Genomic DNA, 12,079 nt, shown 5'->3' on the forward strand with positions numbered 1-12,079 from the left:
GCGTTTAATGGTCTGGTGCCCATTCTGAATAAAGACATGACCCTCTGCATCTCGCTCTCGGCCCGTCCCAGCAACAACGGGACCCGGTTCCACAACCACCTTTACGGGCAGCTGGACCTGAACTGGATCTACAAGGCCTTCGCACCCACCAACCTGGAACAGGCCATTGCCGGTGTCCGCGGGCTGGGCATCCGTGGCTGTGCCATCTCCATGCCGTACAAGGAAGACGTCATCGCCCTGGTGGACGAGATGGACCCCTCCGCCAAGGCCATCGACTCGGTGAACACCATCGTGAACACGGACGGGCACCTCAAGGCGTACAACACCGACTACACCGCGATCGAACAACTCCTCGCCACCAATGCAGTCCCCACGGACTATTCGGTGCTGGTGCAGGGCGCCGGGGGCATGGCCAAGGCCACGGTTGCCGCCCTCCGGGACGCCGGATTCACCGACGTCACCGTCCTGGCCCGGAACGAGGCCGCGGGGCGTGCGCTCGCGGACCAGTACGGCTTCCAGTGGCGGGCAGCGCTCGACGGCGGGACGGCCGACCTGCTCATCAACGTCACCCCGCTGGGGATGGCCGGCGGGACGGAAGCGGACACCGTGGCTTTCCCGGCGGAAGCCATCAACGCGGCCCGCCTGGTGTTCGACGTGGTGGCGCTGCCCGCCGAAACCCCCCTCATCAAGGCCGCCCGCGCGGCCGGCAAGCCGGTGATCACGGGGGCCGAAGTGGCCACCATCCAGGCACTCGAACAGTTCGTCCTGTACACGGGCGTCCGGCCCACCCCGGACCAGGTGCGGGCCGCCGAGGAGTTCATGCGCGCCCAGTAGGGGCAGCTAGGCGGGTTCCACCACGATGGCCACCCGGTCCTCACCGATGCGCGTCAGGACCAGGGTGGCCGTTTTGCCGCCCTTCCTGGCGTTCTTTCCGCCGGGCAGCAGCTGTTTCCGCAGCTCTTCGGGGGTGACGGCGGTGCCGCGCTTCTTGATGTCCAGCACGGTGATGCCCTCCTGTTTCACCCAGGCCTTGAGCGCCTTCACGTTGTAGGGCATGACCTGCAGGACCTTGTAGGCCCGGGCGAACGGGGTGGCCAGGAGTTCCGGAGCGCAGATGTAGGCAATGTGTTCGTCCACCAGGTGGCCACCGAGCTGCAGTGCTACGTCCGCCACCAGTCCGGCGCGGATCACGGCGCCGTCGGGTTCGTACAGGTATCCCTCCACCGGTCCCACCGGCGCTGACGGGCCGCCGCCGAAATCCTCCGGGCTGGTCAGCTCCGCCGGAGCCTTCGGCCCCAGGACCAACGCGGCGCGGCGGACTCCAGGCCGGCGCACGGCGTTGAACCACAGGGTCACCTCGGTGACGTCACCGGCCACCGAGACCCACTGCGCCTCGCAGCCCGCGGGCACGGATTCATGCGGCATGCCCGGTCCCATCTTCACGCCCACTGCCTTGCCCCGGGCGGCCAGTGATTCCACGAAGGACAACGGCGGGGAGAATGCCTCGGGGTCCCAGATCCGCTTGGTGCCGGAAGTGGAGGTGACCCGCCGGGCAGGGTCCAGCCAGACGCCATCCACCCCGTCCAGCGGAACCGATTCCGCATCCGCATGCACCACTGTGGCGTTGGGGAACGGGATGAGGTTCACCGTGGCGCACGCCGCCGTGGTTTCGTCCATTTCGACGGCGGTGACATTGATGTCCAGGGAGGCCAGCGCCAGGGAATCGGCGCCGAGGCCGCAGCCCAGGTCCGCCACGCGGCTGATCCCCGCGGCAGCGAACCGCTGGGCGTGGTGGGCGGCGACGTTGAGGCGCGTGGCCTGCTCCAGGCCCGCCTGGGTGAACAGCATCTGCCGGGCGAACTCCCCGAATTTCCCCTCTGCCTTGGTCCGCAGCCGTGACTGCGTCAGGACGGCGGACACGAGCACGGCGGGGTGTCCGGCTTTCCGGAGCGCGGAGTTCAGCTCGAACGAGTCCTCGTCCCGGTAGGGGCCCAGGGACGCCAGCAACTCCCAGCCTTCGGGGGTCAGCAATGGTGCGATCTGGTCCTGTGCAATCTGGTCCTGGGGAGCTTGAGCCATGGGTTCCAGCCTAGTGGAGGAGCGCGTGGCCGGGATGCGGATAGTGTTGAATCCATGGATGAGAGCGCAGCCCCCCGCGAGACCGGCGACCACGAGTCCGGGGACCGCCATCCGGCCAGGTTCGCCCGTCCTGTGCTGATCGCCGCCGCCGTCGTGGCCGTGGTCTGCATCGCGCTGCTGGTGATCATCTTCCTGCTCGATACGTTCAACGCCACCGTTTACTCGGTGGGAGGCAACGACGTCCAGGACAACACCCAGGAGGCCCGGGACATCCGCGGGCTGTACGACGGCGCGCGGGCCGGGAGCATCTTCTTCCTCGCTGCTGCGCTGCTCGCCGCAGCGGTGTCCGGCTGGGTGCTCTTCCGGGGACGGAAGCAGGGCGGCAGCGACACGGAGGGCGGCGAGGACGTGGACTTCGACGACCTGGGCCGGTAGGGACAGGGCGCCATTTCGCGTCCCCGGCCACCTGCCGTCGTCCGCCCCGGGCTGTACGCCCATGACGAAACGTTGGCACTCACCTTGACCGAGTGCTAACTCATACATAGAGTCTTCATTAGCACTCTCCCTAGGAGGGTGCTAACACATGGAGAGCTGCCAGCCAGGCTGCTGCCGGCACCGCGACGACGGTTTGCCAGCTACGGCGGAAAGCTTTCCAGTCCACGAATTTGCTGACGAAAAGGAGAGGTCCGAGTGTCGGTCTCTATTAAGCCTCTTGAGGATCGTATTGTTGTCCGCCCGCTCGAAGCCGAGCAGACCACGGCTTCCGGCCTGGTCATCCCGGACTCCGCACAGGAGAAGCCGCAGGAAGGCGAAGTTGTCGCCGTAGGCCCCGGCCGCTTCGAAGATGGCAACCGCGTTCCCGTTGACGTAGCCGTTGGCGACGTCGTCATCTACTCCAAGTACGGCGGAACCGAAGTCAAGACCGGCGGCACCGAGTACCTCGTGCTGTCCGCCCGCGACGTCCTGGCAATCGTCGTCAAGTAACTCTTCCGGATCCCCGTGCTGCCGGCCATGCTCACGCTGGCCGGCAGCGCGGGGTTTCTGTCTTTGAAAGGACAAAACCATGGCAAAGCAGCTTGCGTTTAACGACGCTGCCCGCCGGTCCCTTGAGGCCGGCATCGACAAGCTCGCGAACACCGTCAAGGTGACGCTCGGCCCCCGCGGCCGCAACGTCGTCCTGGACAAGAAGTGGGGTGCCCCCACCATCACGAACGACGGCGTCACCATCGCCCGCGAAGTCGAGCTGGACGACCCCTACGAGAACCTTGGCGCACAGCTGGCCAAGGAAGTAGCCACCAAGACCAACGATGTTGCCGGCGACGGCACCACCACCGCCACGGTCCTGGCACAGGCGCTGGTCAAGGAAGGCCTGCGCAACGTTGCAGCCGGCGCTGCCCCCGGCCAGATCAAGCGCGGCATCGAGGTTGCGGTTGAGGCCGTGGCCGCCCGCCTGCTGGAGAACGCCCGCCCGGTCGAAGGCACCCAGGTAGCCAACGTTGCCGCCATCTCGGCGCAGAGCGACGAAATCGGCGAACTGCTCGCCGAGGCCTTCGGCAAGGTGGGCAAGGATGGTGTCATCACCATCGAAGAGTCCTCCACCACCCAGACCGAACTGGTCCTCACCGAGGGCATGCAGTTCGACAAGGGCTACCTGTCCCCGTACTTCGTCACCGACGCGGAGCGCCAGGAAGCAGTCCTCGAGGACGCACTCATCCTGATCAACCAGGGCAAGATCTCCTCGATCCAGGAATTCCTGCCGCTGCTCGAAAAGGCGCTGCAGAGTTCCAAGCCGCTGTTCATCATCGCCGAGGACGTTGAGGGCGAGGCCCTGTCCACGCTGATCGTCAACCGCATCCGCGGCACCCTGAACGTCGTAGCCGTCAAGGCTCCCGGCTTCGGCGACCGCCGCAAGGCCATGCTGCAGGACATCGCCACCCTCACCGGTGCGCAGGTTGTCTCCCCGGAACTGGGCCTCAGCCTGGACTCCGTGGGCCTGGAGGTGCTGGGTACCGCCCGTCGCATCACGGTCACCAAGGACAACACCACCATCGTGGACGGCGCCGGTTCTGCCGAGGACGTCGCTGCACGCGTTGCCCAGCTGCGCGCCGAGCTGACCCGCACCGATTCCGACTGGGACCGCGAAAAGCTCCAGGAACGCCTGGCTAAGCTTGCCGGCGGCATCGGAGTCATCAAGGTCGGCGCTGCCACCGAGGTTGAGCTCAAGGAAAAGAAGCACCGCATCGAGGACGCTGTGTCCTCCACCCGCGCTGCCCTCGAAGAAGGCATCGTTGCCGGCGGCGGCTCCGCCCTGATCCACGCCCTCAAGGCACTGGATGAGGACGCTTCCGTCAAGGCCCTCGAAGGCGACGCCGCCGCAGCTGTGGGCATCGTCCGCCGCGCACTGGTGCAGCCGCTGCGCTGGATCGCCCAGAACGCCGGCTTCGATGGCTACGTTGTTACCTCCAAGGTTGCCGACCTTGAGACCAACAACGGCTTCAACGCCAAGTCAGGTGAGTACGAGGACCTGATTGCCGCGGGCGTCATCGACCCCGTCAAGGTCACCCGTGCAGCCCTCCGTAACGCGGCCTCCATCGCCGCCCTGGTTCTCACCACCGAGACCCTGGTCGTGGAGAAGCCGGCCGAAGAGGACGAGCACGCAGGCCACAGCCACTAACGCTGCGCCCTGGCGGCCTACCGCTGAAAAGGCTGGTCCGGCATCTGCCGGGCCAGCCTTTTGCGTTGCTGCTTCTGGGGCGGTGGGTGGGCCCACGCCGCCAGGGTTCCCTGGCTGAGCGAAGCGAGGTTAGGGGGCGGTGGGCGCTTAGCCGGCGTCCATCTCCCGCGTCTCAACTTCTCCGGCACGCTCGTACACCAGCGACACCGCACCCTTGGGAAAACTGCGGGCCTGCTCGGCCAGCGTGAAAGTGGAGGGAACCGTTCCCTCATCGAACAGGCGCTTGCCCTGGCCCAGGACCACCGGGTACAGCCAGAGGTGGAGGCGGTCCAGCACATTGGCAGCCAGGAGGGAACGGATCAGCATCCCGCTGCCGAACATGTGCAGCTGCCCGAACCCGTCCCGGAGGCCGCCGGCGGCCGCGGCATCCGGCAGGACGGTGGTGCCGGCCCAGTCCGGGTCCGCCAGCGTGCCGGAGACAACGAACTTGGGGACCCGGTTCAGGGCATCGGCTATGTCACCGGACTGGTGCGGCCAGTAGGACGCAAAGATGTCATAGGTCTTCCGGCCGAGGAGGAGGGCATCCATCCGGCTGATCTCGTCCGCTATCGAGGCGCCGGCCTCGTCGTCGGACACCGGCGCCTGCCAGCCGCCGAACGCGAATCCGCCTTCGGGGTCTTCTTCACGGCCGCCCGGCGCCTGGTACACGCCGTCGAGGGTGATGAACAGGTTCGCCACGATGATCCCCACGCGCACATTGTGGACCCGCACCGGGGCTCTGTCCAGTGTCCCGGTCCGGTGCCCGTGGCAGGATGGTGCCATGCTGCTCCTTGAGCTCGTGGACACCACGAAAACCGTTGCATCGACCCGGTCCCGGCTCGCGAAAGTGGATGCCCTGGCCCACCTGCTGCGCCGGCTGGAACCGGCGGAGATCCCGACGGCGGTGGGTTTGCTCAGCGCCAAGCCCCGTCAGGGCCGGGTTGGCGTCGGTTGGAGCGCCGTGGCGGCGGCCAAGGAAGAACCCGCCGCGGAGCCAAGCCTCACCGTGGCGGAATTTGATGCCGCGCTGGACCGGCTCCTGGCAACGGCGGGCAGCGGGTCGGGTGCGGGGCGGGCCTCCATCCTCGGGACGCTAATGGGAGCGGCCACCGCGTCGGAGCAGTCGTTCATCGCCGGCGTGCTGCTCGGGGAACTGCGCACCGGCGCCCTGGAAGGAGTACTGACGGACGCCATCGCCCGCGCCGCAGACAGGTCCGTCGAGGCGGTGCGGCGTGCGGCAATGCTTTCCGGGGACCTCGGAGGAACCGCCTTCCTGGCGCTCACCGGCACCGCGGCCGAGCTTGACGCCGTCGGCCTGGTGGTGGGTCGCCCGGTGCAGCCCATGCTCGCGGCCACCGCCGGCAGCGCGGGTGCCGCCCTGGAAGCGACGGGGGAGGCCTCGGTGGAATTCAAGCTCGACGGCGCCCGCATCCAGGTGCATCGCTCCGGCGACGACGTGCGCATCTACACCCGGAACCTCGCGGAGGTGACGCACCGGCTGCCCGAGGTGGTTGACTTGGTCCGCGGGCTGCCCGTGCAGGACGTGATCCTTGACGGCGAAACGCTCGCCCTGGATGAGGACGGCGCCCCGCGGCCCTTCCAGGAAACGATGTCCCGCTTCGGCGCCGATGCAGTCCGCGAAACGCTGCTCCATCCTTGGTTTTTCGATGTGCTCCACATTGACGGACGTGACCTGCTGGATGAACCGCTGTCCACCCGCATCGACGTCCTGGAACGCGTTGCACCGGCACACCGGATTCCCGGGGAGGTCACGGCGGATCCGGCCGTTGCCGAACGGGTGTCGCGGGATGCACTCGCCGCGGGCCACGAGGGCGTGGTGGTGAAGGCGATCGAATCGACCTACGCCGCCGGGAGGCGTGGATCCAACTGGGTGAAGGTGAAACCGGTCCACACGTATGACCTGGTGGTGCTCGCCTGCGAATGGGGCTCCGGACGCCGCACGGGAATGCTCTCCAACCTGCACCTGGGTGCCCTTGACCCCACCGGGGAGTTCGGCGAACCCGGCGGCTACGTGATGGTGGGCAAGACGTTCAAGGGACTCACCGATGAACTGCTGCGCTGGCAGACGGAGCGGTTCCAGGAGCTTGAGGTGCGGCGCACGGCAGGCACTGTTTGGATTGAACCGGTCACGGTCGTCGAAATAGCCATCGACGGCGTGCAGCAGTCGCCGCGCTACCCGGGCGGGATCGCCTTGAGGTTCGCTCGCGTCAAGCGCTACCGGGACGACAAGGCCCCGGCGGAAGCGGACACCATCCAGGCCCTGCGCGCCCTGCTGCGCTCCTAGAGGCGAGCGGTCAGCGGCCTGTTCCGGTCCGCTGGCGCTTCAGGCTGCGTGCCACCCCGTCGGGCAGGCGCCGTGCGACCACCCGGTAGAAGAGCAGCACCGCGAGGGCGGCCACCACGATGCCCACGAGGTTGAGCAGCAGTTGGAGCGCGGAACCGGCGGCCTTCTGGTACTCGCCCAGCACCAAGGCCACCGCCACGTATCCGGCGGCCGGCACCGTGGTCACGGAGATGAACACGCCGATCAGTGCCGCCGAACGCCGGCCAATGATGGAGAGCATTCCGGCGATTCCGGCCAGGAGGGCCACGATCAACGAATACGGGCCGGGATGGTAGATGAACTCGACGGCGGATCCCTTGTCCAGGGCATCCCGCGGGAAGAGGCCAAGCGGGATCGACAGCCACGCCGTCAGTGCCGCCAGCAGCATGGCAACCGGGAAGCCCACGGCCAGGGCGACTGCAGCCCGGCGGCCAAGCCTCCACTTCCGGGTGGCGATCGAAACCGCCAGCGCGGCCAGCGGTCCGAACTCAGGGCCCACCGCCATGGCGCCCACGATGGCGATGGGGGAATCGGTCACGATGCCGATCCCCGCGAGCTGCGTGGCCAGCACCAGGAACGCGAGGAAGTTCCACGTCAGCCGGGAGTCTTCGCCGGATTGGCGGGTGACGTCATCCCAGATCACCGCGTCGGCGCCATCCCCGGGGGCGTCCCGCTCTGCCCGGTCCGCATTCCTGGACAGCACAAATTCCGGTGTGGACATGGAAATGGAGCCAACATCGCGGACCTTCAGGATATTCAGCTTCTCCAGCAGTTCCTCCACTGCCTCCCGGGCGATCAGGACTTCAATAACATCGCCCTCCGGCACCACGGAGGCGCCCCGGACCACAGCGACCTCTGCCGTTCCGCGCTGGTCGCGGCAGGTCTGCCGGGTCACGTCGGACAGCTCCCCGGGCACACAAATCCGCAGCTGGACAACCACGCCCGCTCCCTTCCACGACTGGGGCCAGCATAGTCTGAACCGGCGGCGTGATTGGCTGTTGAACAGCGCGTTGGCTAGGCTTGGGGCTTTGGCTGGCGGGCATTGTGAGAGGTTCTAGTGTCGATAACGGAAACCCCGAAGGCACCCGAACCCGGCCCCGGCGCCGCCCCCCGCCAACGGAAGCCCACCTTCCGGCCCGAGGTCCAGGGGCTGCGGGCCCTGGCCGTCCTGATGGTTGTCACCTACCACGTCTGGCTGGGCCGCGTGTCCGGTGGCGTGGACATCTTCCTGCTGGTTTCGGCCTTCCTGCTCACGTTGTCCTTCGTCCGCAAGGCGGAATCAGGCAAACCCTTCGGGCTCCTGGCGCACTGGCTGCACCTGTTCAAGCGACTGCTGCCAGCCGCCGTCGTGGTGATTCTCGGAGTTCTCGCCGGCACCTGGCTGATCCTGCCGCAGGGCCGGTGGCCGCAAGTGCTCGACCAGGCCTGGGCGTCACTGCTGTACAGCCAAAACTGGCTCCTTGCGGATTTGTCGGTGGACTATTACGCGCAGGACCACGCCGGTGCCAGCCCCCTGCAGCACTTCTGGTCCCTGTCCATCCAAGGCCAGGTCTTCATCCTGTGGCCGCTGGTCTTTGCCGCCACGGCGGCCGTGCTGGCCGGGCTTCGCAGGGTACCCCGCCTGCATTGGCTGACGTACCGGGGCCTGCTGGCGCTGGTGTTCGGTACCGTATTTGCGGTGTCCTTGGCCTACTCCATTGACCAGACCGCCACCAACCAGGCGTACGCCTACTTCGATACCCGGGCCCGCCTGTGGGAGTTTGCGCTGGGGTCCCTGCTGGCACTGGCGCTGCCGTACCTCAAGCCCGGCCGCGTCCTGCGCGTGGCGTTGGGTTGGGCCGGCCTGGCGGCCATGGTTTCCTGCGGGCTGGTCCTTACCGTTGACCGTTCCTTCCCCGGATATGTGGCCCTGTGGCCAACCCTTGCGGCAGCAGCGATCATCGTCGCGGGCCAGTCGGGCAGCCGGTACGGGGTGGACCGCCTCCTCAGCAGCCGGCCCGCCGTCGCGCTGGGGGACAACTCCTACGCCCTGTACCTCTGGCACTGGCCCGTCCTGGTGCTGGTGCTGGCCGCCACAGGCGTCGAAGCGCCGAACCTCAAGCAGGGTCTTGGTATCGTCGGGGCCTCCATCGTGCTTGCCGTGCTGACCACGCGCTTCGTGGAAAAGCCGTTGCGCGACTGGCACTGGCCCAAGCTGCGCGCCTGGCGGACCGCCGTCGTCATCGTCGCTTGCGGCGCCGTCCTGGCGGGGCCTGTCGCGGTCTGGCAGACGACGCTCACCGCAGAGGAAAGCGCGACGGCGGCCCAACCGCGGGAGCTGACGCCAGGTGCCCTGGCGCTCACCCCGGAAAACGAAAACTCGCCCGCACCAAGGGCGCGGACCATCCCCGGGCCCACCGCACTGGACAACGACTGGGCCGGCATCGATTCGCCCTGCACAGGAGCCAACGCCACCGGCGATCCGATCCTTGAGGGCTGCCGGCAGGAGCTGCCGGAGGAACCGGCCACCCGGCGCATCGTGGTCCTGGGCGACTCCCACGCCCAGCAGTACCTCGCCGCGCTGGCGCCCGTGGCAGCGGCCCGTGGCTGGGAACTGGTGACGCTGCTGATGCCTGCCTGCCGCTTCGGCGCCGAATCGGACACCAGGAACGCCGAATGCAACGCCTACAACAGGGCCAGCTCCGCCTATGTCCTGGAACACCGGCCGGACGCCGTGTTCACCGTGGCGTCGCTGACCCACGAGGACGCCCCGTTCGAAACCGAAGTGCCGGGATACCTCGATGGCGTCCGGCCGTTCGCGGACGCCGGGATCGAAATCGTCGGCATCCGGGACAACCCGCGGTTCACCTTCAACATGCCGCAGTGTGCCCAGCGGAACGGTGCAAGCGCCCCTGCCTGCAACCCGTCCCTGGCGGAGTCCCTTGTGGAGCCGTCACCGCTGGAGAACTACCGCGGCAAACTGCCGGGGCTGCACCTGATGGACATGAGCGATTTCATCTGCGCGCGGGGCGTCTGCCCGGCCGTGGTGGGAAACGTGTACGTCTACAAGGACGACAACCACCTCACCAGGACCTATGTGGAAACCATGATCCCGATGTTCGAGCAGCGGCTGCTGGCTGCCACCGGCTGGAGCTGAACCATTCCGCCTGCCGGGCTCGTGGGGTTGCTCACATTGCCGGCCTGGAATAGGGGGATTGGCGCCGAGGTTCTAATATTTACTCAACACTTTCTGCCCCCGGAACGCCGTCCTGCACGGTGCTCCCGCAGGATCGTCTGCACAGGCCAGTTCCGTAATTACGGTCTGGTCATCGGCTGCAACCCCTACCCGTGACCCAGCAACCAAGGTAAGAGGCGCACTCATGACCGAGCCCGAACACAACCCCTTTGGCTTCATCGGCCTGACCTACGACGACGTCCTGCTCCTGCCGGGCCACACCGACGTCATCCCGTCCGAGGCAGACACGTCCTCACGAATTTCCAAGCGCATCACCGTTCAGACCCCGCTGCTCTCCGCGGCGATGGACACGGTCACCGAGTCCCGCATGGCCATCGCCATGGCCCGCCAGGGCGGCCTGGGCGTCGTGCACCGCAACCTGTCCATCGCCGACCAGGCGGACCAGGTGGACCGGGTCAAGCGGAGCGAGTCCGGGATGATCACCAACCCGCTGACCATCCGCCCCGAGGCAACGCTGCGCGAGCTCGATGATCTCTGCGCCCACTACCGCGTCTCCGGCCTCCCCGTGGTGGACGAGGACAACCGCCTTCTGGGCATCGTCACCAACCGCGACACCCGTTTTGTGCCGGAGTCCGATTTTCCGCTGCGGCTGGTCAGCGACGTCATGACCAAGATGCCCCTGGTCACCGGGCACGTGGGCATCAGCCGCGAGGAAGCCTCGCACAAGCTGGCCACCAACAAGATCGAAAAACTCCCGCTCGTGGACGAGCAGGGCCGGCTCAAGGGCCTGATCACCACCAAGGACTTCACCAAGGCCGAGCAGTACCCCCTGGCCACCAAGGACGATGAAGGCCGCCTCCGGGTGGGTGCCGCCATCGGCTTCTTCGGCGACGGCTGGGAGCGCGCCATGACCTTGGTGGACGCCGGCGTGGACGCGCTGTTCGTGGACACCGCCAACGGCCACTCCCAGGGTGTCCTGGATATGATCCGCAGGCTGAAGTCCGATCCCGTCGCCGCTCACGTGGACGTTATCGGCGGCCAGGCTGCCACCCGTGAAGGTGCCCAGGCGCTGATTGACGCCGGCGCCGACGGTATCAAGGTGGGCGTTGGTCCCGGCTCCATCTGCACCACCCGTGTGGTGGCGGGCGTGGGTGTCCCGCAGATCACGGCCATCTACGAATCCGCCAAGGCTGCCATTCCGGCCGGCGTGCCGCTGATCGCCGACGGCGGCCTCCAGTACTCGGGCGACATCGGCAAGGCCCTGGTGGCCGGCGCCGACACAGTCATGCTGGGCTCCCTCCTGGCTGGCTGCGACGAGTCTCCGGGCGACCTGATCTTCGTCAACGGCAAGCAGTTCAAGTCCTACCGCGGCATGGGCTCCCTCGGCGCCATGCAGTCGCGCGGCAAGAACACGTCCTACTCCAAGGACCGGTACTTCCAGGCCGACGTGTCCGGTGACGACAAGCTGATCCCCGAAGGCATCGAAGGCCGGGTGGCGTACCGTGGCCCGCTGTCCTCAGTGGCGTACCAGCTGGTGGGAGGCCTCCGCCAGACCATGTTTTACACCGGAGCGCCCACCATTCCCGAGCTGAAGGTCCGCGGCAAGTTCGTCCGGATCACCTCCGCCGGCCTGAAGGAATCGCACCCGCACGACATCCAGATGACCGTCGAGGCGCCGAACTACGGATCGCGCTAACGGCGAAGGGTTTTTCACGCTGAGGCGTGTGAAAGAGGAGGCGGGATTTTCCCGCCTCCTCTTGTTGTTGGG

General features: G+C 67.2%; 10 protein-coding genes. 7 read left to right on the forward strand and 3 right to left on the reverse strand.

What is annotated here, in order from left to right:
- Positions 1-15: 15 nt before the first annotated feature.
- The gene (locus MRBLMD1_RS03190; protein WP_268891508.1) at positions 16-834 is read left to right on the forward strand and encodes a shikimate 5-dehydrogenase; all 819 of its coding nucleotides are present in this window, start codon (positions 16-18) and stop codon (positions 832-834) included.
- 6 nt (positions 835-840) lie between these two features.
- Here MRBLMD1_RS03190 and MRBLMD1_RS03195 read toward each other — a convergent pair whose 3' ends face one another.
- A complete protein-coding gene (locus MRBLMD1_RS03195) occupies positions 841-2,079 on the reverse strand; it encodes a class I SAM-dependent methyltransferase (RefSeq protein WP_159631421.1) in 1,239 nt (412 codons plus the stop codon).
- Between the two features lie 54 nt (positions 2,080-2,133).
- Between MRBLMD1_RS03195 and MRBLMD1_RS03200 the strand changes: the two genes are divergently transcribed.
- From MRBLMD1_RS03200 to groL, 3 genes are all read left to right on the forward strand, one after another.
- On the forward strand, positions 2,134-2,514 hold the full coding sequence (locus MRBLMD1_RS03200) for a hypothetical protein (protein WP_159631422.1): 381 nt from the start codon (positions 2,134-2,136) through the stop codon (positions 2,512-2,514).
- 255 nt (positions 2,515-2,769) lie between these two features.
- Positions 2,770-3,063, forward strand: a complete 294-nt coding sequence (gene groES, locus MRBLMD1_RS03205) for a co-chaperone GroES (RefSeq protein ID WP_003805290.1) — start codon at positions 2,770-2,772, stop codon at positions 3,061-3,063.
- Between the two features lie 79 nt (positions 3,064-3,142).
- On the forward strand, positions 3,143-4,753 hold the full coding sequence (groL, locus tag MRBLMD1_RS03210; RefSeq protein ID WP_159631423.1) for a chaperonin GroEL: 1,611 nt from the start codon (positions 3,143-3,145) through the stop codon (positions 4,751-4,753).
- Between the two features lie 147 nt (positions 4,754-4,900).
- On the opposite strand, the gene MRBLMD1_RS03215 is transcribed toward groL, so the two are convergent.
- Positions 4,901-5,503 (reverse strand): dihydrofolate reductase family protein, encoded by a 603-nt coding sequence (locus tag MRBLMD1_RS03215; RefSeq protein WP_364397427.1) that lies wholly within the window; start codon positions 5,501-5,503, stop codon positions 4,901-4,903.
- A 70-nt stretch (positions 5,504-5,573) separates the two neighbouring features.
- Here MRBLMD1_RS03215 and MRBLMD1_RS03220 point away from each other — a divergent pair, with 70 nt between their 5' ends.
- Complete coding sequence (locus MRBLMD1_RS03220) at positions 5,574-7,097, forward strand: ATP-dependent DNA ligase (RefSeq protein ID WP_364397430.1); 1,524 nt, start codon at positions 5,574-5,576, stop codon at positions 7,095-7,097.
- 10 nt (positions 7,098-7,107) lie between these two features.
- Here the strand turns inward: MRBLMD1_RS03220 and MRBLMD1_RS03225 are convergent, their stop codons facing one another.
- Positions 7,108-8,076 carry a DUF389 domain-containing protein gene (locus MRBLMD1_RS03225; RefSeq protein WP_159631426.1) on the reverse strand — a complete coding sequence of 323 codons (969 nt, stop codon included), beginning with the start codon at positions 8,074-8,076 and terminating at the stop codon, positions 7,108-7,110.
- Positions 8,077-8,199: 123 nt separating this feature from the next.
- On the opposite strand from MRBLMD1_RS03225, the gene MRBLMD1_RS03230 reads away from it, so the two are divergent.
- Positions 8,200-10,272: an acyltransferase family protein gene (locus MRBLMD1_RS03230; RefSeq protein ID WP_364397999.1), complete on the forward strand. Its 2,073-nt coding sequence runs from the start codon at positions 8,200-8,202 to the stop codon at positions 10,270-10,272.
- A gap of 223 nt (positions 10,273-10,495) precedes the next feature.
- Positions 10,496-12,007, forward strand: a complete 1,512-nt coding sequence (guaB, locus tag MRBLMD1_RS03235) for an IMP dehydrogenase (RefSeq protein ID WP_159631427.1) — start codon at positions 10,496-10,498, stop codon at positions 12,005-12,007.
- Positions 12,008-12,079 lie beyond the last annotated feature (72 nt).

This window comes from Pseudarthrobacter sp. LMD1-1-1.1, from assembly GCF_040676255.1.
Taxonomy (GTDB): Bacteria; Actinomycetota; Actinomycetes; order Actinomycetales; family Micrococcaceae; genus Arthrobacter.

Excerpts from the sequence above, each read along its gene's own strand:
- MRBLMD1_RS03195 (WP_159631421.1), bottom strand. The coding sequence starts at position 2,079 with ATGGCTCAAGCTCCCCAGGACCAGATTGCACAGGACCAGATCGCACCA.
- MRBLMD1_RS03200 (WP_159631422.1), top strand. The coding sequence starts at position 2,134 with ATGGATGAGAGCGCAGCCCCCCGCGAGACCGGCGACCACGAGTCCGGG.
- groL (WP_159631423.1), top strand. The coding sequence starts at position 3,143 with ATGGCAAAGCAGCTTGCGTTTAACGACGCTGCCCGCCGGTCCCTTGAG.
- MRBLMD1_RS03220 (WP_364397430.1), top strand. The coding sequence starts at position 5,574 with ATGCTGCTCCTTGAGCTCGTGGACACCACGAAAACCGTTGCATCGACC.
- guaB (WP_159631427.1), top strand. The coding sequence starts at position 10,496 with ATGACCGAGCCCGAACACAACCCCTTTGGCTTCATCGGCCTGACCTAC.